At 70.1% G+C, this 25,898-nt stretch carries 24 protein-coding genes; 13 read left to right on the forward strand and 11 right to left on the reverse strand.

Annotated elements, in window-relative coordinates; translation table 11 throughout:
- Positions 1–4: 4 nt before the first annotated feature.
- Positions 5–232: a hypothetical protein gene (locus OG429_RS02395; RefSeq protein WP_328923584.1), complete on the reverse strand. Its 228-nt coding sequence runs from the start codon at positions 230–232 to the stop codon at positions 5–7.
- Between the two features lie 293 nt (positions 233–525).
- Between OG429_RS02395 and OG429_RS02400 the strand changes: the two genes are divergently transcribed.
- Complete coding sequence (locus OG429_RS02400) at positions 526–720, forward strand: hypothetical protein (protein WP_328923585.1); 195 nt, start codon at positions 526–528, stop codon at positions 718–720.
- Positions 721–811: 91 nt separating this feature from the next.
- Here the strand turns inward: OG429_RS02400 and OG429_RS02405 are convergent, their stop codons facing one another.
- The gene (locus tag OG429_RS02405; protein WP_328923586.1) at positions 812–1,438 is read right to left on the reverse strand and encodes an SRPBCC family protein; all 627 of its coding nucleotides are present in this window, start codon (positions 1,436–1,438) and stop codon (positions 812–814) included.
- Between the two features lie 1,040 nt (positions 1,439–2,478).
- On the opposite strand from OG429_RS02405, the gene OG429_RS02410 reads away from it, so the two are divergent.
- Positions 2,479–2,976 (forward strand): hypothetical protein, encoded by a 498-nt coding sequence (locus tag OG429_RS02410; RefSeq protein WP_328923587.1) that lies wholly within the window; start codon positions 2,479–2,481, stop codon positions 2,974–2,976.
- Positions 2,977–3,110: 134 nt separating this feature from the next.
- Here OG429_RS02410 and OG429_RS02415 read toward each other — a convergent pair whose 3' ends face one another.
- Positions 3,111–3,557, reverse strand: a complete 447-nt coding sequence (locus tag OG429_RS02415) for a hypothetical protein (RefSeq protein WP_328923588.1) — start codon at positions 3,555–3,557, stop codon at positions 3,111–3,113.
- Positions 3,558–3,614: 57 nt separating this feature from the next.
- On the opposite strand from OG429_RS02415, the gene OG429_RS02420 reads away from it, so the two are divergent.
- Positions 3,615–4,577, forward strand: a complete 963-nt coding sequence (locus tag OG429_RS02420; protein ID WP_328923589.1) for a hypothetical protein — start codon at positions 3,615–3,617, stop codon at positions 4,575–4,577.
- A gap of 70 nt (positions 4,578–4,647) precedes the next feature.
- Here the strand turns inward: OG429_RS02420 and OG429_RS02425 are convergent, their stop codons facing one another.
- Together OG429_RS02425 and OG429_RS02430 are read right to left on the reverse strand one after the other, a co-directional pair.
- Positions 4,648–6,840 (reverse strand): prolyl oligopeptidase family serine peptidase, encoded by a 2,193-nt coding sequence (locus tag OG429_RS02425; RefSeq protein ID WP_328923590.1) that lies wholly within the window; start codon positions 6,838–6,840, stop codon positions 4,648–4,650.
- 92 nt (positions 6,841–6,932) lie between these two features.
- Positions 6,933–8,720, reverse strand: coding sequence for an N-acetylglutaminylglutamine amidotransferase (locus OG429_RS02430; protein ID WP_328923591.1), 1,788 nt, complete (start codon positions 8,718–8,720; stop codon positions 6,933–6,935).
- Positions 8,721–9,597: 877 nt separating this feature from the next.
- Here OG429_RS02430 and OG429_RS02435 point away from each other — a divergent pair.
- Both OG429_RS02435 and OG429_RS02440 read left to right on the forward strand, forming a co-directional pair.
- Positions 9,598–9,822: a hypothetical protein gene (locus tag OG429_RS02435; protein ID WP_328923592.1), complete on the forward strand. Its 225-nt coding sequence runs from the start codon at positions 9,598–9,600 to the stop codon at positions 9,820–9,822.
- 139 nt (positions 9,823–9,961) lie between these two features.
- Positions 9,962–10,903, forward strand: coding sequence for a TolB family protein (locus OG429_RS02440; RefSeq protein WP_328923593.1), 942 nt, complete (start codon positions 9,962–9,964; stop codon positions 10,901–10,903).
- Positions 10,904–11,122: 219 nt separating this feature from the next.
- Here OG429_RS02440 and OG429_RS02445 read toward each other — a convergent pair whose 3' ends face one another.
- On the reverse strand, positions 11,123–12,217 hold the full coding sequence (locus tag OG429_RS02445) for a GlxA family transcriptional regulator (protein ID WP_328923594.1): 1,095 nt from the start codon (positions 12,215–12,217) through the stop codon (positions 11,123–11,125).
- A 75-nt stretch (positions 12,218–12,292) separates the two neighbouring features.
- Here OG429_RS02445 and OG429_RS02450 point away from each other — a divergent pair, with 75 nt between their 5' ends.
- Positions 12,293–13,123, forward strand: a complete 831-nt coding sequence (locus tag OG429_RS02450; protein ID WP_328923595.1) for a dienelactone hydrolase family protein — start codon at positions 12,293–12,295, stop codon at positions 13,121–13,123.
- A gap of 183 nt (positions 13,124–13,306) precedes the next feature.
- Here the strand turns inward: OG429_RS02450 and OG429_RS02455 are convergent, their stop codons facing one another.
- Positions 13,307–13,900 carry a hypothetical protein gene (locus OG429_RS02455; protein ID WP_328923596.1) on the reverse strand — a complete coding sequence of 198 codons (594 nt, stop codon included), beginning with the start codon at positions 13,898–13,900 and terminating at the stop codon, positions 13,307–13,309.
- Between the two features lie 326 nt (positions 13,901–14,226).
- Between OG429_RS02455 and OG429_RS02460 the strand changes: the two genes are divergently transcribed.
- A complete protein-coding gene (locus tag OG429_RS02460; protein WP_328930137.1) occupies positions 14,227–15,468 on the forward strand; it encodes a serine/threonine-protein kinase in 1,242 nt (413 codons plus the stop codon).
- A 340-nt stretch (positions 15,469–15,808) separates the two neighbouring features.
- Here the strand turns inward: OG429_RS02460 and OG429_RS02465 are convergent, their stop codons facing one another.
- Positions 15,809–16,192 carry a VOC family protein gene (locus OG429_RS02465; protein WP_328923597.1) on the reverse strand — a complete coding sequence of 128 codons (384 nt, stop codon included), beginning with the start codon at positions 16,190–16,192 and terminating at the stop codon, positions 15,809–15,811.
- 641 nt (positions 16,193–16,833) lie between these two features.
- Positions 16,834–17,424, reverse strand: coding sequence for a hypothetical protein (locus OG429_RS02470; RefSeq protein WP_328923598.1), 591 nt, complete (start codon positions 17,422–17,424; stop codon positions 16,834–16,836).
- A 379-nt stretch (positions 17,425–17,803) separates the two neighbouring features.
- On the opposite strand from OG429_RS02470, the gene OG429_RS02475 reads away from it, so the two are divergent.
- From OG429_RS02475 to OG429_RS02495, 5 genes are all read left to right on the forward strand, one after another.
- Complete coding sequence (locus OG429_RS02475; RefSeq protein WP_328923599.1) at positions 17,804–18,328, forward strand: NUDIX domain-containing protein; 525 nt, start codon at positions 17,804–17,806, stop codon at positions 18,326–18,328.
- An 85-nt stretch (positions 18,329–18,413) separates the two neighbouring features.
- Complete coding sequence (locus OG429_RS02480) at positions 18,414–19,799, forward strand: MFS transporter (RefSeq protein WP_328923600.1); 1,386 nt, start codon at positions 18,414–18,416, stop codon at positions 19,797–19,799.
- Positions 19,796–20,239, forward strand: coding sequence for an NUDIX hydrolase (locus tag OG429_RS02485; RefSeq protein ID WP_328923601.1), 444 nt, complete (start codon positions 19,796–19,798; stop codon positions 20,237–20,239). The genes OG429_RS02480 and OG429_RS02485 overlap by 4 nt, the downstream gene beginning before the upstream one ends.
- A 327-nt stretch (positions 20,240–20,566) precedes the next feature.
- Positions 20,567–21,550, forward strand: a complete 984-nt coding sequence (locus OG429_RS02490) for a bifunctional class I SAM-dependent methyltransferase/NUDIX hydrolase (RefSeq protein ID WP_328923602.1) — start codon at positions 20,567–20,569, stop codon at positions 21,548–21,550.
- A 166-nt stretch (positions 21,551–21,716) separates the two neighbouring features.
- On the forward strand, positions 21,717–22,478 hold the full coding sequence (locus OG429_RS02495; RefSeq protein WP_328923603.1) for a PIG-L deacetylase family protein: 762 nt from the start codon (positions 21,717–21,719) through the stop codon (positions 22,476–22,478).
- Positions 22,479–23,053: 575 nt separating this feature from the next.
- Here OG429_RS02495 and OG429_RS02500 read toward each other — a convergent pair.
- Complete coding sequence (locus OG429_RS02500) at positions 23,054–24,199, reverse strand: glycoside hydrolase family 64 protein (RefSeq protein WP_328930138.1); 1,146 nt, start codon at positions 24,197–24,199, stop codon at positions 23,054–23,056.
- 386 nt (positions 24,200–24,585) lie between these two features.
- Here OG429_RS02500 and OG429_RS02505 point away from each other — a divergent pair, with 386 nt between their 5' ends.
- A complete protein-coding gene (locus OG429_RS02505) occupies positions 24,586–24,876 on the forward strand; it encodes a hypothetical protein (protein ID WP_328923604.1) in 291 nt (96 codons plus the stop codon).
- Positions 24,877–25,167: 291 nt separating this feature from the next.
- Here OG429_RS02505 and OG429_RS02510 read toward each other — a convergent pair whose 3' ends face one another.
- Positions 25,168–25,752 (reverse strand): TetR/AcrR family transcriptional regulator, encoded by a 585-nt coding sequence (locus OG429_RS02510; RefSeq protein ID WP_328923605.1) that lies wholly within the window; start codon positions 25,750–25,752, stop codon positions 25,168–25,170.
- Between the last annotated feature and the right edge of the window lie 146 nt (positions 25,753–25,898).

Below are 25,898 nucleotides of genomic sequence, written 5' to 3' on the forward strand. Positions count from 1 at the left end.
AGGTTCACGGAAAGATCGCCATCTCCGGCATGCCCTCCGGCTGGGACACCGTGTCCGTCAACTCCCCCGCGCTCGCGAAGCCGGTACCGCTGGTCCCCAGAGCCCCGGGCGCCACGGAATCCGACTGGCCCGCGAACGAGGCTCGGGCCGCGGTCCCGCTGGACGTCGCGCCGGGTACGTACGCGCTGACCGCCACCAGCCACGGCCGGACCATGGCCACGGCACAACTCACGGTGGCGCCGTTCGGTCCCGCCAAGATCAGGCGTTTCGGCGTCCTGCGCCCCGACGCGGTACTCGGCGACCCGGCCCGCCCGGGGAGCACCGTCACCGTCCTCCTCGGCGACGACCATGCCATGCCCGGCGAGGACTCGCTCGTCGCCAAGTCCCCTGCCTTCACCAAGGACGTGCGCATCCGGACGAACGGGACCGGACGACCCCGGGTGCAAGTGCGACGACGGCTCCACGCTCTACACCGGGCACACAACGCTGCGCGACGACGTTCCGCCGGGGACCTACCCGCTCACGGTGGTCAGCCACCACGGCCTCGAGACGCACTCCGCGCAGGTCGTCCTCGTGGGCAAGCCCGTTGCCACCGGCCTGTACTGGGCGGTCTGGGGCGGCACTGCCGCCGTGCTCGCCGCACTGGCCGGTACGGGTGTGCTGGTGCGGCGCCGTCGTCGGGCGGGCACCGACGCGCAGTCGCTGACCACCGACGCGTAGCCGGACAGCTACCGGCGTACACCCGGACGCCCCTTCAACTCCGCCGGGCCTACTTCGGCTGGCTCTGTCCACGAGAACGGGGTTCTGGGGGTCAGTCCGGCCGGTGGTGGGCGCGGGCCTCGGCGGTGGCCTTCAGGTCGTTCAACCATGCTTCAAGTCCCTGACGGAGGATGGCGGTCGCGGTGGGGACGTCCGCGTCGACCTGAGGGCCGGTATGGGTCTCCTCGGTGCTCACCCTGACGCCGCCCGGGACCTGGGTGAAGTTCCACACGTGGACGCCGTCGATGTGCAGCCCCTCACCGATCGCGGGGCCCGTCCAGCGGATGCAGGAGTGGTGCCGGAGCTGTTCGACAGTCGAGGTGATCTCCAGGCTGGTGGCCGGAGTCGGGTTGGGAGGTACCGGGGTTGTCCACCGGAAGGCCGAACCCTGGCGGAGGGGACCGTGGTCGAGGCGTTCCGCGGTCGTTACGGGAGCCTGCCAGGTCGGCCAGCGTTCGACGTCGGTCTGCAGCTTCCAGACCGTACGCAGCGGTGCGTTGATGAGGATCTCGGCCCGGTGCCGGACACGGGCTCCGGGGTCGACGCCGGCCCCGCGGCAGGTGAGTGACTTGGCGGGGCGGGAGCTTTGGGAGCCGGCTGCTCCCGCGGGTAATGCGGTGGTGCCGAGGAATCCGACAACGAGCGGGATGGTGAACAAGGCGGCACGGATGCCGGACATGGAGTTCTCCTTTGGCATTCGGTGGGCTGCGATCTCTCGCCTTCGCGTCAGTACACGACCTGTACATCTATCACCCGGCAGCAGTGACACCCCGGATCACTCACCTGAAGACAGTGACCCCACAGCTGCGATCTCTCGGTCTCGCGACAGCCGTGTGAAAGGCAGTGGGAGGTCTGTGCGTTGGTGCTGGTCGGTGGCACGGCGAGCGGCGTACGTCGGCTCCGTGGCAGGGAGGCGGCATCGACGCCAGCGACACAACAGGGGGCGGCGGGCCCGGTGGTCGCTGCCGAGGCGGCGGTGGGGGCGAGCAGCACGAGCCCACCGAGCAGGAGTCCGGTGAAGGACTGCGGTCCTCCCGGACCCGGGACCGGCTCTCAACGACCGGCAGCCCCTTGCTGATTCTCGGAAAAGGGCCGGGCCGGGGTTCCTTCACCGTCTGGCGTGGAGCCCTGCGACCGCCCGCGCTATCCGGGCCCGATGCCCGGCGGGGACTCATCACGCATTGGCCCCGCTTTACGAGTGGTACATCTCCAGCCGATCACCAACAGGCGCCGCCGGCCCCGCCGAAAGGAAGGAGTGGGCAGGTAAGACCGCCTGCCGCACCTCGGTGGAGCCGCTTTTCGGCATCCGGACGGCACCCGGAACGAGCCGTGGCGGCGACCTCCGGAACACAGCCCGGGGTGCCTGAGGGCTACGTTCGGTCCGTCCGGCGACAGCCGCCCTCTTCCCCTTGGCCACGGAGGCATCTCGTGCGCGACGAGCCCGCACCCCAGACCGACCCCGCACCCCGACCGGCACGCTGCGAACCGAACCACCCCGTCGGATTCCTCAATGCCGTGTGTGCCGGCAACCGCGTGGCGCACCAGGCCGCCAACACCCGCGGCTGACCCGGGCTTTCACCCCGCCAGCGGCAGCCCGCCGGTCCGACAGCAGCACGACCCCGGCTTCCCCACGCCCCGAGCAGCAGCGATGCGGCGCGACCGGGTGAAGCCCCGGCGGGGATGCACCCGCCACCACCACCGATAGGAGACCCTCCCGCCATGACGACGACGAAAACCCGTGCAGGGCTGACCACCGCGCTGCTGCTCCTGACCGTACTGACTTCCGTCGGACCAGCCGCCGCCACCCCCGCGCCCGTGTCCGCGGCGAGGGTCGGGGAGACCACGGCGTCCGCCCGCGATGTACGCCTTGTCGGTCACTGGTCCGAGCCCGTCGACAAGAACCGCCCCGGAATCACCCACTACATCGAGCAACTGACCTTCACCGCTGACGGCCGCTTCGAACAGATCAACAACTACGTCTGCAACCAGAAGAACTGTCCCGTCTTCAAGATCGGCATCAACAAGGGCACCTACCGCACCGACGGCAACACCATCCACCTCGACGGCAACCTCGCCGACCTCACCGGCACCATCAAGACCACCCACACCATCACCATCGACGGCCACGCCCTCCACCGTGGCGTACCGCACCTCGGGGTCGAGACCCGCCCCTCACATTCAGGGCTCGGCGCCGGCACCCGAGCGCCCCGGCGGTGATCGGCCATAGTCGAACTCCTGCCTGAGTGGCGCCCTGGCGCGCGGCATCGGGTGCCGTGACACCAGCGGTGGGTGGCATGCGGAGGTCCCCGCGCCGGGTGGCGCGGGGACCTGTGACAGGGTGGACGGCCTGGTCAGAAGACCTCGCCGTCGGTCTTCAGTTCCAGCCGGACGTTGGTGTCCGCGGTGCCGTTGTTGGTCGCGCAGGCGGTGTAGTAGCCGGCACCGGGGAAGGTGCCCCAAGCCGTACGCAGGTCGGCGGCCCAGTTGGTCACCAGGCCCGGCGAACCGGTACCGGGAACCGTCACTCCGTTGTACTGCAGCTTGAACTTCGCGCCCTGCCCGGTTGCCTTGCCGTCGGCGCGGACCTGGTAGGAGGCGTACTGCTGGACGCAGCGCTGCTCGCCCGGGTGCAGGGTGCCTCCGAAGAACTGGCTGGCCGAGGCCGGGCCGGCGGTGGCGAGGAGCGCCGCGGCGCAGGCCGCGGCGACCGAGGCGGCAGCTGTGAGCCGCAGGCCGGTACGGCGCCGGGGAATACGGGCCGGGGCTTCACCACTGCCGCGGCGGCCGGCTCCACGCACCTCGACGCCCTGTCGATCACGGCGACGGAGAAGACCGAGCTCCCGGAGCTCCTGGCCATGGCCGGACGGTACGAGGGACCGGAGTCCGCCCGGCTGCTGCGCGGCTGGTGGGCCCATCCGGCCGCCACCTGGGCCACCGTACGGGCGGCGGAGCCACCGCCCTCCCCCGCAGGCTTCTACCTCCTGCTCGCCCTCGGCGCCGAGGACCTTGACGACCCGGCCGTCACCGCGGACCCGGCCACCGCGGCCGCCGCCGACTGGCTCGCCCACCACGGCGGCCTGCGCGCGGGCGAGCGGGCCTTGCTGGTGCGGACGTGGCTGGCCCGGGACACGTACCAGGACGTCTCCGCCGTCCAGAGCCTCATCACCTTGCGGCTGACCCACCACTACCTCACAGCGGAGCAGCGGCCCGCGCTCACCCTCCTCCCCTTCGCCGACCCGGAGTTCCGGGCCGACGGCTGCGCGTACACGGACTTCGACCGCCTGCCGCAGTCCGACTTCACCGTCGGCGGCCGCTCGTACGGAACGTACGTCCACGACTGGCGCCGCACGCCCCCTCTCGCCTGGCTGAGCCTGCTCTGCGAACGGGAATCGGCGGCCGACCCGTTGGCGGTGGCGGCGCCCGACGAACCCGGCGGCACTATGCGCGTGCTCGACGCCGAGACCTTCGCCGCCGGAGTGCGCGAGGCCCTGCACGGGCTGGGGCGGGCCGGCGGGCTACGCGGCTCGGTCTTGCTGCGCTCACGCGCGGTCGCGTCCCGGGCGGGGCAGGGCGCGGGGCCGGACGAGCGGGCCACCGCCTTGTCGGCCCTGCTCAGGGAGACGGCCGCCGAGCTCCAGGCGGCCCCGCGCGACCGGCGTTCCCACCGGGCGCTCCACCACACCTATCTCCAGCCGGCGGGCACCCAGCAGCGTGCCGCGGACCTGCTCGGCCTGCCGATGTCCACGTACCGCCGCCACCTCGCGGCGGGGGTGAACCGGCTTACGGAGGAACTGTGGCGGCGTGAACTCGACACCTGACCCGTGCGTCTCGGCTCTGCGCACGCCACTGGCCCGTCGGCAGCGGACCGGCGCAGCGCTCCCCCGGGCCTCATGACGTCGGGCTCGCCCCGAGATGGCGCTCAAGCCAGCTAGCGGCGGCGCGTCGGTAGGTGCGGCGGTTGTCCGCCCGGAGGAATTCGTGGCCTTCGTCGCGGAGCACCAGCAGTTCCGCGGGCAGCCCGCGGTCGCGGGCGGCGCGGACGAACTGCTCCGATTCGGTCGGCGGGACATTGGTGTCGTGCTCGCCGTGGACCGCCAGTACGGGGACGCGCAACTCGTGGACGCGGCTCATCGGGGACAGTGAGCGCAGCAGCTCCCGGTCGTGTTCGGGGTGCCCGTACTTGGCGGCCGCGGACTGTGCGATCCACGGTTCCGTGCCGGCGAAGAACGTGTCGAAGTCCGACATCCCGCACACGGCCACTCCGGTGCGGAACAGCTCCGGATGCCAGACCAGCGAGGCCATCGTCAGGTAGCCGCCGTACGAGCGCCCCATGACCCCCAGCCGCCGGGGGTCGGCGTATCCGAGCGACACCACGTGGGCCGCGCAGTCGGCGACGTCGTCGATCGCCGCGAACCGGCCGGCGCCGAGGTCGGCGTCGACGAAGGACCGTCCCCAGCCGGACGAGCCGCGGACGTCGGGGGCGAAGACGTCCAGGCCACGGCTGAGGAGTTCGTGGTAGAGCGGGTTGAACACCGGCCGCTCCTGTTCCTCCGGACCGCCGTGGAGGTGGATCACGCACGGAGCCGGACGGCCCGGGTCCCGGTCGGGCGTCCGGTAGTACCAGCCGCCCAGCATCAGCCCGTCCCGGGCACGGCAGCGCACGGGTGCCGGGCGTACGGGGGGCCGGCCGGGCGGGGCCGCCTCCTCGTCGCGCGCCGTCCAGGGGGCGCGTACGGGGAGGCCGCCACCGTCCAGTTCCCAGATGCCGGGCCTGCGGAGCGAGCCCGACAGGGCAGCGAATGCCGCGCCGCCGCCCACGGCCATGCGGGTCACCACCTCGTGGGGCAGGTCCGGGCGCTGGTGCGGTCCGGAGTCGCCCTCGCCGTCCGCGTCCGCGGTGGGAAGGGCGATGCTCTGCAGTTCGCTGGCGCCGTGGGCGTTCCAGGCGACCAGGCCCCACCGCCCGTGGTCGGGGACGGTCAGCAGGTCGAGGGCGGACCCTTCGCGCTCGGCCGCGACGAAGGTGCCTTCGGAGGCGCCGTCCTCGTCCAGCCGGACCCGCAGGAGGGCCGCGTACTCCCGCTCCCAGTCGCTGCGCAGCCACAGGGTGCGCGCGTCGGGAGAGAACCGGCCGATCCAGGGGTCCCCGTCGGCGACCCGCAGTGCGCACGTGGTGCGGCCCGCCACGGTGTCCAGTACGAGGCCCTCGCGGTGGCCGCGCGGGCCTCGGCGCAGCAGCGCGAACCGGCCGTCCGCGCTCAAGTCGCAGACGCGCAGGGAGGCGGCCCCCGGTTCGCTGAACAGCAGGACCGGGGCGTCCGTGCCGTCCGGGTCGACGAGGTAGACGGCCAGCCCCCCGCCCGGCGCCGGTCCGGCATCCGCCCGGCTGCCGGCACCCGGGACCAGGGGCCCCGTACGGGGGGCGTCGCCAGCGGCGCCTCCTCCGTCGGCGCTACCGCTACGGCTACCGCCGAGGAGGGTCGCGGATCCGCCACGTTCCGTCCAGGCCGCCCCGGGGCCTGCCACCGGGGCCGTGGCCTCGGACGTCGCGAGCCGCGCGGATGCCTCCTGCGACAGGTGTCCGGGCCCGCTGTGCTCGGCGGCCGCCTCCGACGACCAGGCGATCGTGACGGCGAGGGCGGAGCCGTCGCGGGTCCAGGATCCGAGGTGCGCGGTGCCGCCCGCCTCGGCGCCGGCGAGCACGCGACGGGCGGTCCCGTCGGGGCGCACCACCAGGACCCGGGTGTGCTCGCCGCCGCCCGGGGCCGAGGTGTAGGCGATCCAGCGCCCGTCGGGGGACCACGACACCTCGGTCACGGGGTCGGGGTCGGCGTCGAGGACGTGGGCCTCGGCGCTCCGGGCCGGCCCGCTCCACAGTTGTGGGACCCCTGCGCGGTCGCAGATGAACGCCACGTGCTCGCCGGTGGGGTCGGCCGCGGGATACCAGCATCCGTGCGCGGGGAGGAGGGTGGGCGGATCGCCGTGGTGGTCGTCCGGCACGCGAACGGGCGCGGGTGCCGGTACGGGGACTTCCGGCGCGCCGGACGACGGGGCCGTCGGCTTCGTACGATCCAGGGGCATGGCCGTCTCCCTCCTCCTCTCTCCGCCTCTCTCGGCCTCTCTCCGCCTCTCTCCGCTTCGTCGGGGCTGCGCCGTCGGCGGGCCGTCGCGGATCAGTGGATGCCGTGCACCTGCAACCAGATCTCCAGCGAAGCCACCTGCCACAGCGTGCTGGCTCCCCGCTTGGCACGGTAGCGGTCGGGTTCCGCCAGCAGTGCGGCCACGTGCCGCTGGTCGAAGATCCCGCGCCGGCGCGCCTCCGGTGCGGTCAGCGCGTCCCGTACGCGGGCCAGCACCGGCTCGGCCATCTGCCGGATCCCCGGCACGGGGAAGTAGCCCTTGGGGCGGTCCACGATCTCCGGGGGCAAGGCCTTGCGGCCGATGTCCTTGAGCACGGCCTTGCCGCCCTGGTCCAGCTTGAGCTCAGGGGGGCAGGCGGCGGCGAGTTCGACGAGCTCGTGGTCCAGGAACGGCACGCGCGCCTCCAGGCCCCAGGCCATGGTCATGTTGTCGACCCGCTTGACCGGGTCGTCGGGCATGAACGCATGGACGTCCATCCGCAGGGCAGCGTCGAGGGAGGTTTCGGCGCCGGGGGCGGCCATGTGGGAACGGACGAACTCCAGGGAGGCGTCACGGGCCGCCGCGGCATCCGGGTGCAGCATGGCGGTGACCTCGTCGTGCGTCCGGTCGAAGTACGCGTCGGCGTACGCTGCGGGCGCGCCCTCCCGGCTGGCCGAGGCGATCGGCGGGTACCAGTGGTAGCCGGCGAACACCTCGTCCGCTCCCTGGCCGCAGAGCACCACCTTGACGTCCTTGGCGACCTGCTCGGACAGCAGATGGAACGCCACGGCGTCATGGCTGACCATCGGCTCGCTCATGGCTCCGATCGCGCCTTCCAACGCGGCGGCGAGCCGTCCGGTCGGGATCATGAATTTGTGGTGATCGGTCGAGAACGTGCGGGCGACGAGGTCGGAGAACCGGAATTCGTCGCCGTCCTCCCCGTTCTCCGCTTCGAAGCCCATTGCGAAGGTGGGGAGCTCCAGAAGGTCCAGCCCTTGCTCCGCCAGCAGGGCCACGATCAGGCTGGAGTCCAGGCCTCCCGAGAGCAGCACGCCGACGGGGACGTCCGCGACCGTGCGCCGCCGCACCGCGGTGCGCAGCGCGTCGTGCACCGCCTCGCGCCAGAGCGCCGGGTCCGCGCCGAGTTCGGAGTGGCGGGTGTAGGAGGGCTGCCAGTAGCAGTGGTCGTGGTGGGTGCCGTCCCGCTCCACGACACGGACGGTGGCCGGCGGGATCTTGCGCACTCCAGCCAGTACGGTCCTGGGCGCCGGTACGGTGCCGTGCCAGCTGAGGTACTGGTGGAGCGCCACCGGGTCGACGGAGGTGTCGACTCCCCCGCCCGCCAGCAGGGCTGGCAGGGTGGAGGCGAAGCGGAGCCGGTGGGCGTCCTGGGTGACGTACAGGGGCTTGATGCCCAGGCGGTCACGGCCGAGCACGACACGGCCCGTGTGGTGCTCCACGATGGCGAAGGCGAACATGCCGACGAGGAGGTCCACGCATTCCCGGCCCCACTGGGCGTACGCCTTGACGAGGACCTCGGTGTCGGAGTCGGAGAAGAACCGGTGTCCGATGCCTTCGAGTCGGCTGCGCACCTCGCGGTGGTTGTAGATGCAGCCGTTGAAGACCGCCGTCAGCCCCAGCCGGGCGTCGGTCATGGGCTGGGCACCCCGCTCCGACAGGTCGATGATCTTCAAGCGCCGATGCCCCACGGCGACCGCTCCGTGCGACCAGGCGCCTCGGCCGTCGGGCCCGCGCGGCTCCAGGACGTCGGTCATACGTTCGACTGCCGCGAGGTCGGGACGGCCGCCGTCGAAGCGCACCTCCCCGCTCAAGCCGCACATGGGGCACCTGCCGATCCGCCGCCACGCAGAAGCGATCCTCGCACTGCTCTCGTTCCCGAGGCTTCGACCACGTCCACCTGCTTCTTCGCTCCTGTGCCGTCCGGTCCGCGCCGTGCGGACTCATGGCGCCTGCCCGGCCGTCCGCTCCCTAAGCCAAGGGGCTGCGCCCCGATGGCACGAACCGGTGTACGCGGGCCACCCCGCACCCGGCGGTCGACACGCCCACGGCCCTGCCCATACCCATGCCCGCGACGAACACCCCCACTTATGCCCCCGCCTGCTCACGGATCCACACGGCCTTCGGCGCACCACCCGACCGGCGCACCGAGCCGGCGCTCGCGTCCGCCCGGCCGGTGTCAGGTGACCACCGGGCTGACCCGGCTCGAATCTCAGGGATCCTGGAAGCGGCGTCGGATCAGAAGACGCCGGATATTCCCACGCCTCCGGCCCCCGGGGGGCCAGGGCCTGCTGCAGCCGGGTTCGCCCGTTCGGATGGGTCGTAGGCGGGTCGCAGCGACACCGACGGACCAGGTCGCCATGTTGGAACATGGACGCTACCGGCCACAGCACGGCGCCGTACCACAGGACGACGGCAAGCCCAGATGACTCCCCGCACCCACACCCGCCGTACAGGCGCGGCGCCTGACCGCTGCCCCTCGGATGCGCCCTCGCGGCGTTGGCGCGCGCCCCGGCGCAGGCCGGACCCCGCACCCCGGACCACCTCGCCCAACCGGGCGTGGAACAGGAGCACGGGCAGGGTTGGGCGGGCAATCGCCACAGCACCGGGTGCACTCCCGGACTGAAATGGTGACGGGGCAACCAGCCGCGGCAGGGGCGCACACAAGTGATCCAATCACTACATTTTCAAGGTTGGAAAATGGACGACAAGACGCCGGCGAACCCCGACGACCCTGCACCGCTCTCCGATGAGGAAATGATGAAACTCATCGACGAGATCCTCGACAGCGTGCCGCCCCAAGAGGCCGAGGGCTGCCTCCTCGCCATCGCCAATGGGACGCCACCTCCCCGGAACATTCCGGTCGCCCTGACCCCCGACCAGGCAAGCAGCCTCCTTCTCTTCCTCCACAGAGGTGGCGGCTGAAGGCACCACCGCACCGCCGTTCGCGACAGGAAATGCAGCAACGCAGCCGAGCGGGCGCGGCCGAGATGGCGGGGGTAGCCTCGAAAGGGGCATGCAGCACGGGGAGATGGTGACGATGAGGCTGCGGTCACGGTATCTGATGGTCGGCGCACTGGCGATCACCATGCTCGCACCATGGGCGCCGAACGCCCATGCGGCACCCGAAGCCTTTCCAGGCCGGAACGGAAAGATCGTCTTTGTGAGCAACCGCGACGGCAACGACGAAATTTACACCATGAACGCGGGCAGAACGCGCGAGGATGTCGCATCGCTGAGGAGACTCACCAACAACTCGGTACCCGACCGCGATCCCGTCTTCTCATCCGATGGAACCAAGATCGCTTTCGCCAGCCTCCGCGACGACAACTGGGACATCTTCACCATGAATTCCGACGGTACGGATGAGATGAGGATCACCGAAGACGCGTCGGGTGAGTTTCAACCTTCCTTCGCCCCGGGCTTTTCCCGGCCGCGGCAGACCATCGCCTTCACGAGCACCCGCGACGTGTCCGCCGGGCAGCCCTTCAACCACGAGATATACCGGCTCGACCCAGAAAGCGCCCGGCTCGCCATGCAGCTCACCTTCGATCCGGAACTGGACACGGAACCTGCATGGTCTCCGACCGACTGCAAGATCGCCTTCTCCAGCAAACGCGTCGGCGGGAACCGCGATATTTTCATCATGGGGTGCAGTGGCCTGGGTTTGCGTCGGCTCACCACGAACCCGGCAAGCGATTCCTGGCCATCCTTTTCTCCTGACGGAAAGAAAATCGCCTTTCAGAGCAATCGAAGCGGAAACGCCGACATTTACGTGATGAACATCGACGGCACCGGACAGAAACAAGTCACAACCGACGTGTCGGAGGATTGGCAGCCGGCCTTCTCACCGGACGGTGCCTGGATCGCCTACACCTCATGGAACAGGCTCGGAAACGCCGACATTTACACCAAGAGGCTGGACGGAACTGCAGAACAGAGGATCACCAACGGGCCCACCGAGGGGGTGCACAACACCCAGCCCGACTGGCAGCCGTCCCCTTGATCGCCGACCGTGCTGGGTGCTCACATGCGGATTCGCAAGGGGCCGGCGAATCGGCTCAGGTGCTACAGACGCTACAGGCGCTACGGACATGAGGTGTGACGTACTCGCCGTCCGTGACGAGGCGCCTGCCCTCGTCTCAGTCCTCAACGAAAAGCGGTGGCCGGTCCGTTCACTCCGTCGGCGATGTCGGTGATGAGGCCGCGCCCCGGCCACCACCGTCTATGGACCCCCCTCCGCGGCGGACGCTCGCGCTGTGCGGCGGAAGGCGGCCCGGTAGGCGCTCGGGCGGTGGCCGGTGTGGCGGGCGAAGAGGGCCGCGAAGGTGCCGGGGTCCTGGTAGCCGACGGCCGCGGCGACGGCGGCAACGGTGCGGTCGGTGGTCTCCAGAAGATGGCGGGCGCGGCGGACCCGGGAGGCCTGCAGATGGGCCAGCGGGCTGCGTCCGGTCTCTTCGGCGAAGCGGCGCAGCAGTGTCCGGGTACTGACGCGGAAGGCCTCGGCGAGGGCGGCGAGGTCGTACCGCTCGGCGAGGTTCTGGTCGAGCCGCCGCATGACCCGCTGGGAGAACTCCCGGCCGGGCTGAGGCAGGAGCAGCGGGTCGACGTACGGGGTCTGCGAGGTCCGCGCGTCGTCGACGAGCGCCAACCGTGCGGTGGTGCGGGCCACCCGGACGCCGTTGTGCCGACGGATCAGGTCCAGCGCGAAGTCGTACATGGCGCTGAAGGCTGCAGTGGTCGTCACCCCCGTGTCGGTGACGACCAGGTGCTCGGGCCGCACGTCGGCGCCCGGGCAGCGGCTGGCCAGTTCACCGGCGTGCAACCAGGAGGTGGTGGCCCGGCGCCGGTCGAGAAGTCCCGCCTCGGCGAGCAGGAACGCGCCGACGCAGAGGGAGACGACGGCGGTGCCGGCGGCGGCCTGCGCGCGGATCGCCGCGATCTCGGGGGCGAGCCGTGCGAGCCGGGCGTCGAGATCCGCGTCCGGGTGCAGTTCGAAGCCGGGGACCACGAGGACGTCGACCTCGTGCACGGGACGCACGTCCAGGCTCGCGCCGCCCGAGGCGGTGACCCGGCGGCGTGGCGAGAGGACCGACACCCGGTAGCCGGGCGCGTCCGGTCCGGCTACGTGCCCCGCCATCGTCAACAGGTCGGGGACGCCGAACACTTCGGACGCGAAACAGCCCGGGTACGCCAGGACCCCGACCCGCAGCGCACCCGGTCCGGTGCCCGGACCCACAGCGTCCTCGGCCTGCAGCGTCGCCTCCGCCATCGCTCCCGCACCCCCCTGGCCGCCGCGCACACCGCTCGCCTCCCTCACGTGTGGCGAGATTACCCCCGGCCTTGGCGATCCCGCCCCTCACCCGGCGGGCGGTCCCGGGACCAGGCTGGCCCCATGAGCGACGACGACCCGATCACCGACTTCACCCGCCGGAGCGTGTCCGTAGAGGGGGTGAAGAAGACGGTGTACGTAGCCGGGGCAGGGCCCGCGGTCGTGGTGCTGCCCGAGATGCCGGGCATCAGTCCCGACGTCCTGCGGCTCGCGCGCTGGGTGCGGGACGCGGGCTTCACCGTCCACGTACCCTCCCTGTTCGGGGCGGACGGCGCCTTCCCCACGGTCGAGGGCGGTGGGGAGGTCGTCCGCCGCGCCTGTGTCAGCTCCGAGTTCCGCGCCTTCGCCGGAGGTGGCACCAGCCCGGTGACGGTATGGCTGCGCGGCCTGGCGCGCCAGGCCCACACGGCGTGTGGTGGGCCGGGGGTAGGCGTGATCGGCCTGTGCTTCACCGGAAACTTCGCCCTCACCATGGCCCTGGAGCCGACGGTGATCGCCCCGGTGGTCAACCATCCTTCGTTGCCGCTCGACGACCCCGGCGGGCTCGAACTCGACGCGGCGGACGCGCGCGCGGTACGCGACCGGCTCGACCGCGACGGACTCACCGTCCTCGCCTACCGCTTCGAAGGCGACCGCTGGTGCACGGGGCAGCGCTTCGCCGCTTACCGCGCGCTGCTCGGCGACGCCTTCGACGGGCGCGTCCTCCCGGACAGCGCCGCCAACCCGGCCCCGCCGCCCTTCTTCGCCGACCTGGTCGGCACGCCGCACAGCGTCGTCACCGCCCATTTCGTCGACGAGGCCGGCCACCCCACGGTCCAGGCCCGCGACGAGATCCTCGCCTTCCTCACCGACCGCCTGCACCCGGGAGGAAACCGACCGCTGCCCGCCACCTGACCGGGGCCCGGGCGGCGTGATGCGGTTGCTGAGGCAGCGGTGCGGGGCAGGCGTGTTCATGCGCGGCTTGGACGGCGACCGGCGACCGGCGTGCGGTGGAGCAGCTGGAGTACGAACTCGGGGTGATCGGGAAGCCGGCGTACGAGGCGTACTCCCTTGCGGTCGCCCAGGTCGTCGCGGACCTCAGGTACCCGAACACCCGCTGTTTCGGTAGTGGGCTGTCAGGGCCGACGCATACCAGTCGGGGACGGCGCCCCTGAAGGCCAGGGAAAGGTACGAGTTCAGCGCTTCGTCCACCTCCAGAAAGGGCCCGAACTCCTCGCGCCACGCGTCTCGGGCCCCCGCGTCCGGGAAGCCCTGGAAGACAGCGACTTCAGGGTCCCGTTCACCCCAGCACCCCCACTTCCGCGACGGTCCCGTCAGGGCGACGACGTTCGCCATGATCGTGACCGAGTCCCCGGCGTCGTCGTCCGGTCCGAAGCCGACCGCGTCCCAGTAGTCGTCCACGCTCGCCTCCACGGACAACGACAGGGCGGGAAAGGAGTACTTGTCGTCGTCCGGCGCGAGAACCAGCAGTTCGACGTGCTGGTCCCCGTGCCACCGTGCCATCGCACAGAGCGCCGGCCACAGGTCCGGGGTGAGGAGCACATCGAACTCGACGAACAACGTGTCTCCCGCGTCCCTCCTGAAGACCATGCCGGGCAGGCGAGCATCGAGGTCGAAGACGGAGGCGAAGCGGGCGTGGATGTCATTGCCTCCATGACGGCGGTCAGACACGGGCGGGTCCTCATGGCTTGGGTGCGGGTGGTCAGGTCAGCGGACGAATCGGTATCCGGGCCGCGCGGGTTGTCAGCCGAACCGATTCTTACCGATCACCGGGTTCGACCGGCTGCACCCCGGAGGCCGACGGCTCGGCGCACTCCACTGTCTCGGCCACGCGCACGCGTCCGCGGGCGGCGGGATGGGCGGAATGAGGTCGGGCAGCCTGGGCGACTGCCTGGTCATTGAACCCCGATGGAGGGATCCGTAGTCTCTGATCTCGACCGCTTGGGCACCGGATCGGGCGGTCAACCAGTGGAAGGGCGGGGCCGTTGGCAGCGCAGGTGCAGCCGGGAAGGGCCATCGGGGGGCGCTACCGACTCGTCCGGCCCCTGGGGTCCGGAGGGTTCGGACGGGTGTGGAGGGCCCACGACGAGGCGCTGGATGTGGAGGTGGCGGTCAAGGAGGTCTGGCTTCCGCAGCAGGCCGGCTCGGAGCGCGAGCAGGCGTCACGGCTGGCTCGTGCCGCCCGAGAGGCGCGCAACGCGGCGAAGCTGCGCGACGAGCGGCACATCGTCGCGGTCCACGACGTGGTGGTCGAGGACGGGGTTCCGTGGATCGTGATGCACCTCGTCGAGGGGCGCTCCCTGGAGGCACACCTGCGGATCGAGGGGCCGATGCCCGCCCCTCGGGTGGCGCAGGTGGCCACCGCACTGCTCAAGGCACTTGAGGCGGCCCACGCGGCGGGGATAGTGCACCGGGACCTCAAGCCCGCCAACGTGATGCTCGCCGTGGACGGTGATGTGCTGCTCGCCGACTTCGGCATCGCCGTACACAGGGCCGACACCGCGCTCACGGTGACGGGCGGGGTCGTCGGCTCGGCCGAGTACATGGCCCCTGAGAGGCTCAACGGTACGGAGGACCAGGGCGCCGGAGATCTGTTCTCGCTCGGCGTCACGCTGTACGAGGCGCTGGAGGGCAGGTCGCCTTTCCGGCGCGAGACCCCGACCGCCACGCTGGCGGCGGTGGCACTGCACCATCCCCCACCACCTCAACGCGCCGATACTCCCCTTGCCTCGCTGATCACCGCCCTGCTCGCCAAGGACCCCGCCGACCGGCCGACGATCGAGCGCGCTCTGGCCATGGCCGCGGCCGTCCCCTTGTCCGGCGAACACCACCTGGCCTGGATGCCGTACATCCCCGTCTGGTCGGGTCTGACCGCGCTCGGCTCCTGCGTGGCGGGCGGTCGGTACACCCGGGTCGGCCCGACCGTCCACTACGTCGCCGACCTGTCTTGGGGCGCCGGAAGCACGCTCGGGTCAACGGAGATCACAGCTTCGCTGCCCATCCCGGCGGCGGAAGTCGGCAGCACCGCTTGGGGCTGGCAGGGCACCGGCCGCTACCGCGACGGGACCCGCGGCACGTGGAAGACGCTCACACCCGTCATCGCGAACGGTGGCAACGTGGCAACGGTGTTCGCGACCCGCCCGAAAGACGGCGGCTGGGTTCCGCCCGGCAGGATCCCCTACACCTGGGGGGCCGGCGCGCACATGCGCATCCAGGGCGAGTACGAAACGTCCCTCTGAGCCGTGCCCCGCGATCACGAGCGAGGAGGAGGCCAGAGCGGTCATGGTCCTGCTGGGCGTCCTCAGCGACGAGACCGCTCCGAGGAGATGTGCCAGGCCGCCGGAGAGCTGCTGTTCCGTCTGGGTCCGCGTCACGCCGCCCCCCGCGGAGGTGGGCACGTTCTGAATGGACAAGTTGGTCAAGGAATTGCCCGTGACGTCGATCAGCTGAGGCGGGACCGCGTCCTCGACGCAGCCCTCGCCAACGGCGCTGGCCCCGCTCCACCTCGCACACTCGCGGGCATCAACGAGTGGCTGTGACCAGCTGGCGCACGAAACCGGCCAGGACGGCGCGTCGGCGTCAGGAATTCATGGCGGCTCGCTCGGACTCACTGCGCAGAACGCAGAATTCGTTGCCTTCGGGATCAGCAAGGACTGCCCAGCCTGAACCATCAGGATTCCGGTGATCAGCGACAAAAGTGGCACCGAGGGCCAGCAGCCGGTCCACCTCCTGATCGCGCGAGGTCTCAGGGCGCAGACACAGATGGATCCGATTCTTGATCGTCTTAGCCTCGGGCACCTGGTTGAAGTACAGCATCGGGCCCTCCGCCAGCAGCACCTGAGTCTCCCGGTCACCCGGTCTGACATGCGGATGCATCGGACGGCCCGTCACACTGCTCCAGAACCAGGCCAGCTCGAAGGCATCCGCACAATCAATCGCTACGTTCTGCAATACCGAAACCATGCGCCCCAGCCTTCCTGACTTCCACTCCAGACGCCACCGAGCGACCTGCTGTCCGGCGCCCTCCGCTGGCCCCGCTTCACGGCGGAGAGCCGGCTGCTGACGAACCCGCCCGCGATCAGCCGCCGGTGGACGCAGGCAAAGCCGGATGTGCGCTCGTCCCCGGGCAGAAGGGGGATTTCCGAAAAACTCGGCGGAAAGCGAAATACGACGGCGGCGTCGCAGAAGTCGCCCTCCCCACGCCACGGGACCAGTCCGCCCCGCTTCCGGGCGCGTACCGGCCCGGTCGACCTGACGAACTCGCCCGACTGCGCCAGCGGCCAACAGGGAACGTCGAGTCGGCGGGTCTCCCGGGCCAGGAGAGGGCGCAGGTCGGCAATCGGGAATTGTGTTGCCAGGAACACCCGCGATCACCTCGCGGGAAGGTCGCTGGGCTTCCCCGACTGTCGCACCTCCGCCGTCGCCGAGATGTTCAGCTCGGCGACTTTCGCCCAGCACGCTCGGTCACTTCACATGCGCAGCTCGACAGAACCAGTGCTCATGCGACAGATGCCGTGCTCGGTCACAGCACCTGTCACCGAGCACGGCAGACGGCCCGGATGGACGACTTCGATGCTCAGAAGCCACGCCCCCGTCTCATGCGGTCAGGCCGGCGATGGCCAGAAGCGGCTCGGCAGCATCATCGTCATCGCGGTGCGCTCCGGAGCAATGAGCAGGGGGAAGACCCGCTCGTTCAGTACCCGGCCCGGGAGATGTCTACGGGCGACGATGACGTCGGTGCAGTAGACGGCGGCACTGCCCGTCAGTCGCCGGGGAACCTCCAACCTCATCTCCCGGTCCATTTCGCTGGCGAGCATGCGCGAGAACGCGGCGAGTTCAGGATCCTGCTGCCGGGTCCCCTTCAACCGGTACAGCTCCTGCGCGATGTCGAGGAGCAGGTCCGGGCTGTCGTCGAACACCGCAGTGTCAGGGCTGTAGATCACGGCAGCCGGGAGGTCGTCCCAGCCGCGTGCGAACAGAGCATTGTTCGCCTGCACGATGGCGCCCCAGACCAGGCGGCCCTCGGACAGCAGCACGTCCTGGGCCTTCAAAATCTCCGCGAGCGGATCCTCGCGCTCTACCCAGTCGGACCTGGGTATCCGCAGGTATCTGACCTTGTCGAACCAGGAGAAGCGGCGCGGCGCCTCCCCGAGCGCTGCCCTGCACTGGGCGATGGCTGTCGTTGATCCCGTCACGCCGCAGAGCGTAACCACCGGCCCCGGACAGCCTCACAGGACCCCGCCATCAACCGGGGAGGCCAGGGCTGCCCGATGCGGTTCACCAGGAGCGTCCCTGGCGAGCCCCGACGTCGGCGAAGTTCACCGGCCGCGGGCCGGCAGTAGCCGCCGCCGCACGATCCGAGGGGCCACGCAAGTCCCTGATCGGGTGCTGCGCCGCCGCAGCCACTCGAACGTGTGAGTTCGAGCGCGTCCATGCCCGAGGGGACTGGCTTGGACAGCTGGCTCGCAATCATGTTCGAAGTTTTCGCCCTCCCGGGGCCGTTACGGCACCCGGGGGTGGCTGGTTGTTCGACTGCTGCTCGGTTCCGGCGTCCTAGGAGGACCTTTGCCGACAATGCTCAGCCCCCGCACAGCCCTGGTCCCGGTCGAACAGAACACCTCGGGACCTGTTCGCTGCGGCCCGGGTTACCGGCCCCTCACCAGCGTGGTCCTGGTTGCTCTTCGACCCGATGGCAGGGCGGCCCTGGTACGTCACGCCTCCGGCGTCGACCGGGGCTGCTTGGCCCTCATCGGGGGGCGCCTGGAGGCAGCGGAATGGCTGGACACGGCGGTACGCCGCGAGGCCCTCCAGAGCCTCGGCATCCGCGTGGAGTCGCAGGACATCGAGTTTGCGGGCCTCCTGCACTACCGGTGCGAGTCGGGCGCGGGGCGTCTGTGCGCCATCTTCACCGCACAGCACTGGGCGGGGGAGCCCCGCAACGCCGCGCCTGGTCTGCACAGCGAGGTGGTGTGGGCGGATCCCGGCGGTCTTCCGGCCGACTGTCACCCCCTGGCCCATGCTGTTCTCGACCAGTACGTCGCGGGCACCCTCTACAGCACCGCCGCCTTTCCCTCTGACCCGCCGGGAGCAACGCAGTGAATGCGCCCCGCCGCAGCGCCGCGTGGATCGGAGGGCCCGCGTGAGCGCATTGCCTGACGCCCGGTCTTCATCACAGGAGCCGGCAGTGGAGGTGTCGTCGCTGTGGCACCACCGGGCGTTCCGCCTGTACATCGCAGGTGAAGCGGCATCGGTCGCGGGATCGTCCCTGAGCGTCGTGGTCATCCCGCTCCTGGCAGTGATCGAGATGGAGGCCTCTACCGGCCAGGTGGCGCTGCTGGCTGTGGTCGGTCAGTTGCCTCCGCTGCTGTTCGCCTTGTACGCGGGGGTGATCGCCGAGCGCAGGCCCAAGCGGAGGGTGATGATCTGCGGTGACCTGGTGAGCGCCTTCGCGGTGCTCTCCCTGCCGCTGGGCTCCGCCTTCGGAGCGTTGACCATGGGCCAGCTCATGGTCGTCGCCGCGGTGAGCTCGACAGCGGGGATGATGCACGACGCCGCGGCGATCAGCATCGTGCCGGCGCTGGTGGACCGTTCCCTGATCCAGAAGGGCAACAGCCGCATCGGTGCGCTCTTCGCCATCGCCGCAGTGTGCGGCACCCAGTTCGGCGCGGCGCTCGCCGGTCTGGTCGGGACAGCCCGGGCCCTGCTCGTGGACGTGCTCTCGTACCTGATCAGTGCCTGGTGCACCGCCCGGATCAAGAAGGGCGAGGTCTCCGAGGTTCTCGTTCCGGACCGGAGGACCAGCCGCCTGAGCGAGGAGATCCGCGAGGGCATGCGCTACGTCTTCGCGGACGTCAACCTGCGCACGCTGACCCTGGTCAACGCCACCACCTCGCTCGGCCTCGGCCTGCTCAATACCCTGTGGGCGCTGTACCTGCTGCGCGAGCTGGCCATGCCGGCGAGCCGCTTCAGCGCGGTGATGGGTCTGGGCGCGCTCGGCGCCGCCACGGGATCGCTGCTCGCACCGGCCGTGACACGACGGTACGGTCCCGGCCCGATGATGCTCGCGGCCCTGATGGTCACGCCCGCGGCTCAGATTCCGCTGCTCCTCGCCCGCCGCGGCTTCGGATGGCAAATCGCGGTCGCGGTCGCGTTCTTCGTGCAGCTGTGCTGTGCGGGTATGGCCGGCACGACACAGCGCTCCATCCGTCAATGTGTCGCGGCTGCCGGCATGCAAGCCCGCATGCAGGCGGTCTCCACGTGGCTGACCGCCGGTTCCCGCCCGCTGGCGGCCCTCGTCGCCGGGGGGATCGGGAGCCGGTTCGGCGTCCGAACCGCCCTCGTGGTCGGCGCTCTCGCTCTGGTCGTCCCCTGCGCAGCCTTGTACTTCTCCCCCCTCCGCACGCTGCGGTCCATGCCTGCCCCTCCCGCCGTACCCCGAGCGACTGGTGAACCGATGAACACCAATACCCTGCCTGCCCCGACCGACAGCCTGGACGGGGTGGTCCCCGCGACGCCGCCGGACAACGGCGGAACACGGCGCGGCGGCGCGGTCGCGGGAGGCGGGGCATGAGCGCCGTTCTCAACGCCGTCGGGGCCCACCTGCATCTGGAAGACCCAGAGGGACGGGTCCTCCTGGGGCTGCGCCACCCCGACTCCGCCTACGCAGGCGGCACGCATCACTATCTGGCGGGACACTGCGAGCAGGAGGCAGCGAGCGCCTGCCTGGTCAGGGAAGCGTGGGAGGAAGCCGGGCTGAGGATCGACCCGGGCGACCTCGCGCTCGCGCACCTCGTCCATGTGATCGACAAGCCTGGCACCCGTCCCAGGCTGCAGCTTGTGTTCCGGGCGCGGCGGTGGAGCGGGACCCCGCGAGTGCGGGAGCCGGACAAGTGCCTGTCCTGGGCTTGGTGGAGCCCGCACGCCCTGCCCGAGCCGATCGTCCCCTACACGGAGGCCGCGATCGAAGGGGTCCAGGCCGGACGCCTCTACACCGAGATGGGCTGGGACTGACTCCCCAACCGTCCCCGATCCGATTCGCGCCGTTGATGGAGGTACCCGCAGTAACCGATGCTCCTCCGCCCGAACCACGAACCACGAATCCCGAACCGCCGACGACCGTGCGAAGTATCCCGGGGCGCCTGCGCCCGGCCGCGGCCGCCACGGGCCCCACCTGTGGCTGGAAGTCCTCTTGGCCCATCTCCGCAAAGCCCGGCGTCCTTGAACCACTCGCCACCACACGAAGGAGTAGCTCCGTTGGGGTATGTCAGGCAGGACGAATGGCACAAGCACTACGCCGATGGGAAGGGCTTCCGGCACCTTGGGGAGACGGAACGGGCCTTGCTCAAGGAACATGTCCCCGCCCCGGACGGAGGGCGGGCCCTGGAACTGGGCTGCGGAACCGGGGAACTCGCCGCATTCCTGGCTGGTCTCGGCTACCGGGTGGACGCCGTGGACTACGCCGCGAGCGCGATCGACCGGGCACGCGCCGAGCACGCGGAAGCCGGCAGCGTGCGGTGGCTGGAGCTGGATATCGAGTCAGGCGATACGGCCGGGCTCACCGACGACGGCTACGACGTGATCACCCTGCGCCTGGTCTATCCGTTCCTGCGGGACCGCACCAGGATCCTCCACGGGCTCGGCGAGCGGCTGCGGCCCGGTGGCGCGGTCGTGGTGATCACGCCGCTGAAGGAGAACACCCCGGACGAGCGACGCGACATCGCGCTCGACGAGGCAGAGATCGGCCTGCTCTCCTCCGGCTGGGAGCATGCCGAACGGTTGCCTGCTGATGAGCTGGCGATGCTGGTCCTGCGTGGGCCCTGCCACGCGGACACCACGGCCGCGGAAAAGGGGCCCACCACCGGGCACGCGCTGACCGGTGTGTACGCAATGGTCACCGATCCTGCGGGCCGCGTTCTGCTCGGCCGCTCCACCTGCGGGATGTGGGAGCTGCCCGGAGGGAAGAACGCCGTCGGCGAGGGATTCGAGGCCGCGGCCGTACGCGAACTCGCAGAGGAGACCGGCCTCCTCGCCGCGGAGTCCGACGCACATCTGCTGACCATGCTCCTGGACGACACCCAGGGCCTGCCCCGACTGACGGCGGTCGTCCGCATCACCGCCTGGAGCGGAGAGCCTGCCAACCGGGAGCCGAAGTTGTTCGAACGCTGGGAGTGGCATGACCCCCACTCTCTGGCCTGCCTGGGCCCCGTCTTCACCCCAACTGCCCAGGCCCTGAACGCCGTGTGGCCCGGCATCATCAAGAACCTGCCGCCCGTGCGCGCCTACGAGGCCACGAGCGAGGCAGCGGCGGTCCCGCCGCCTTGACCAGCGACCGGCAGGCCGTACGGGCAGCAGTGGATCGACACGAACTCGGACCACACCTGGCCAGCTGGGCCGAGCACCTGACCGGCCTGCCCGTGCCCGTGCGCAAGCCCTGGACTCCCCGCGCGAGCAGACGCGGAAGGCCCCCTCTCATCTCCCTGGAGAACCCGTGACCGTGCCGAGCATGATGGGCGTCTTCGCCCACCCCGACGACGAATCCCTGGTGGCCTGCGGAGTCCTCGCCCAGCACGGCGCGGCCGGCGCCCGAACAGCCGTTGTTACCGCCACCTGGTCCCCCGACAGCCACCGCGCCGGCGAACTCGCCGAGGCCCTGAGCATCCTCGGCGCCGGGGAACACCGCATGCTCGGCTATGCCGATCACCGGATTCCGTCCTCCGCGCCCGGCCAACCGCGGCTCTGCGACGCCCCGCTCGACGAGGCCGTCGAACGCGTCGTCGCCCACCTGCGCGCCTTCCGCCCGGACATCGTGCTCACCCACGACGCGTACGGATCCTCCGGCCACCCCGACCACATCCGAACCCACCAGGTCGTCCTCCTGGCTGTACACGCCGCAGGACTCGAGGACCTCTACCCGCAAGCCGACCCTCCATGGCAACCCAGCACCCTCTGCTTCTCCGCACACCCACACTCGGGAGCCCGCGATCTGGCCAGCCTGGTCGCCGTCGTGGGCAAGCGTCTGCGCACCGTCCCCGATGAGATGATCACCGCGACCATCGATGTCCGCGCTTGGACCGAACAGAAGTGGGCCGCCATCCACGCGCACCGATCCGAAGCGACACGGGCCCGCTCCCTCCCCGCCCTGCTCGCCGGGCTCCCGGCCAAGGCTCGGAAGGAGATCCTGGCCACCGAGTGGTTCATCTGCCACGACCTCACTCCCACACCCGGAGGCCTGCGAGAACTGACCGCCTGACCGCTGACAGCCCCCCGCCGCCGGCCTTCGCCCGTCTGCCCCTGCCCATGCGCCTTCGGCTCCGAGAGCAAGGAGGCACCCCCTAGCTGGGGCCACAAGCAGCTGATCCGGAAGGGGGGTTACCCAGGCTCACCGTGAGCAGCCGCTGCGACCACCGGACTTGGGAGACCTTGAACCGCAGGGACGTCAGGCTCCGGCGCTCCGCCGGTCGCCTGAGCTGCCCAACCCCCGGCGGATAGAAGCTGTGTCAGAACCCGTGCGCCGGGCCATGACGGAAGTCACTTCAACCGGTCACAGACCGGCGACGTCCCGGGCTCTCTTAACCACGGAGTCGAGCGCGTCCACCACGCCGTTGCGCCGCCTCGCGCGCGCCGCCCGCAACTGGCAGCTCGCCCTGCCCGCGTTCCCGTCGTTGTACGACCACGGACCACGCGCTCCGCCTGATCCTCGTGGAGGGGTCCTGTCCGTGCCCGCGCGGGCGGCGCATGGTGCTCATCAGCGCAATCTCGCAGCCGTCCTGACGCCACGTCGGCGTGTGCCTCGGTACTGCCCAGACTGGTCCATCCCGGACAGTCCTAGTTGAACGGTTCCAGCGTCATGAAGGCTTCTTGCGGGTTGCCGTCGTGGACCAGTGCCTCGTGGGCGCCCACGTCGTCGAAGGCGAAGCCGTACGCCTTACCGTCGGCCATCTGTTCGTGGATGATGCGGGAGTAGTGGTTGGAGACGGCGTCTCGGTAGAAGTTGGTGCCGTTCGCGTCGGGTTGGTTCGGGTTCGTCAGGAGCGTCGACCGGTTGAAGCCTGCGCACAGGGTGCGGGAGATCGGACCGCGGACAGTGTCGTTGGGTGCGTCCAGGAGTTTGTAGCAGCCGAAGATGCTGTCGGAGTCCGGCTTCTGGAAGCTGGTGACCACCGCTCCCGAGCTGTTGGTGAAGTTCATGACGTTGCCCGAGACCCGGCCGTAGTACTTGGTGTTCGGTTCGTTCGCGAACGGCGTCACGGTGAGCGTGGAAGTGCTGTACTTGCTCCAGACCCGGTTGACGTAGTCGTTCATGACGCCGGCCGGTATTCCGCCCGCCTCGATGCCGTGACCGGGCGAAAGCGCTCGCACCGGCGTGCCGTCGGGGCGGCTCTGGATCAACCCGCCCCAGCCGGCCGAACGCAGCTGGCTGAAGACGGCGTTGTATCCGCCCGGCTTGAGCCGACCGGTGTTCCTGACCGTGCCGTTGGCCGCCTTCACGCCCACCGCGTAGGGAGCGGAGAACATATCGACCTGGGTGCTGTTGATCCACAGTCCGGCGTCGTTGAGCGTGTACTCGGACCAGTTGAACAGCGTGCCCCGGTTGGGGTCGGAGGGATTCTGCACGGCAGGCTGAACCAGGCCGCCGGTGCTGACCTTGAAGACGATCTTCTGGCCGATGGAGAAGTAGACGCGCCCGGAGAACTTGGGCATCCGGATCGTCTTGGTCTGCCCGTTGGCCGGACCCGCGATCGACGCGTCGGGCGCGGGGGTCGGCGGATTGCCCCCTACGGGCCAGGGGTGGAACGTACCGTTGGCGTCGGCCCAGCCCTGCTGACCCGTCGCGAGCAGGGTGCCCAGGTTGTAGATGTAGACCGGTTCGCTGCGGCCCGAGGTGTTCTTGATCGTGAGCGGGATAGTGGCCGGTACCGCCTCTGCGGACGGTGACGGCCCCATGAACATCAGACCGGCGGCGGCCACCATGGCCGAGACCCCGAATGTGAGCACTTTCGACAAGCGGGACACTCTCTTCCTCCTTGCGTGGGGGACCCGCCGAGGGGAGGCGGCGGACATGGATAGATGTATTGAAGTCTGAGAGCGCTCCCAGCGTGCGGTTGTGTTCATTTTCTGTCAATGCTCTTGACACGGCCCGAGCTGCCCCGATCCGAGCCGTGGCCAGAAGGTGTACCCGCGAAGGGCATGATTGGCGAGACCCGTCCACTGGCACGGCCGGTAAGGCAGAACGTGAAAGTGCGTGAAAGTGCTACGTACCACCCTCACGTGATCCGGAGCATCATCCGCGGCCCGTAGAGCGAGGCGGGGCCGACTCGTTCACACTGGCAGGACGACGAGTGCAGCTGGGAGGCCGGATGAGCTGGGCATCATGGACCACCCGTGGGGTTTTCGCCGGACGGAACGGAGTCCAGACCGGCGAGGCAGGCCACGTCCTCACCGGTGAGCTCGATATTCACACCACGTGGACCGAGGCCGATGGTCTGGCGCACGTCACGGTGCAGTACAGCGGGGGGTCCGACTGGCTCCCCCTCGCCGGAAGCCCCGTCCCGTGCCCGAGCGAGGACGCAAGCCGGGCCCTGCATGACGCGGTCATCCATTCCGTACGCGCCGGAGCGAGCCTCCCCCTGAGCACCGACCGTCCCTGACCTGCCCGGCGACTAAGGAACCCGAGCCGGGCTGGGGTGCTGCCGACCGGGGCAGTAAGAGTGCGTCTGATCTACCCGGAGGGGCTTTGGGGGTGCTGTTGTGGCTGAGGCGCCTGCACTTCGCTGCTTGGGCTGTGAAGTTTCGGCGCCCGTCTCGCGGTGACGTGTCCGATGCCCGGTGGGCTCTGATCGAGCCTGCGTTCGCGGCACCTCGCCGCCTGAAAGTTGATCAGACGCCGTCTCAGAGCAATCAGAAGCTGAGCCAGAACCCGGCGTCGGGAGGAACGGGCTTCACGGCCCGTGAACAAAGCCGACCAGGGGGAGGAAGACCGTGTCGACGATCTCTTCGAGGGCGTGGTCGGGTACAGGGGCGAAGGTCGTGAGGATTTCATGGCGCAGCAGGTCGAAGGGGAGGGACTTGATGCGTTCTGTGAGGAGTTCCGGTGCGATCTCGCCACGGTCGACGGCGCGGCCGAAGAGTACGTCGAGAGCTTCCGCGCGTCCCGTCACGAGGGGGTCGCGCAGGGCGCCGGGACTGGTTCCGGTCTCCTGGTGATAGTCGGCCAGGTGCATGTTCATGACGGTGATGAGCTGGACGCGGGTGGAGTTGATCTCCCGCATGAGGGTGAGTATGTCCTCCCGCAGGCTTCCCGTGTCGGGAGTGTCGAGGCGGGACTCCTTCATGGTGTGGACGATGGCCGCCCGGACGAGGTCGTCGCGGCTGGACCAGCGGCGGTAGAGGACGGGGGGGCTGGTGCCCGCGCGCTTGACGACGGCGTCCATGGTGAACCTGGCGTAGCCGGTGTCTGTGAGTTCTTCCCAGGCCGCATCGAGCAGCGCCTTCTCCAGTGCCGCTCCGCGGCGTCGCTCGGGCATACGACCCTCCATTAGAAAGGTTGTCTTTCTTATTCAGGCACTCTACTCTGACGGCCATAAGATAGACCGCTGTATCTTAAGGTGGCTGCTCGTGAGCACTCCCAACCAGACCGACCCCGCGCGTGCGACGGCGGACCCTGATCGTT

Origin of the sequence: Streptomyces sp. NBC_00190 (assembly GCF_036203305.1) — a bacterium.
Classification (GTDB): Bacteria; Actinomycetota; Actinomycetes; order Streptomycetales; family Streptomycetaceae; genus Streptomyces.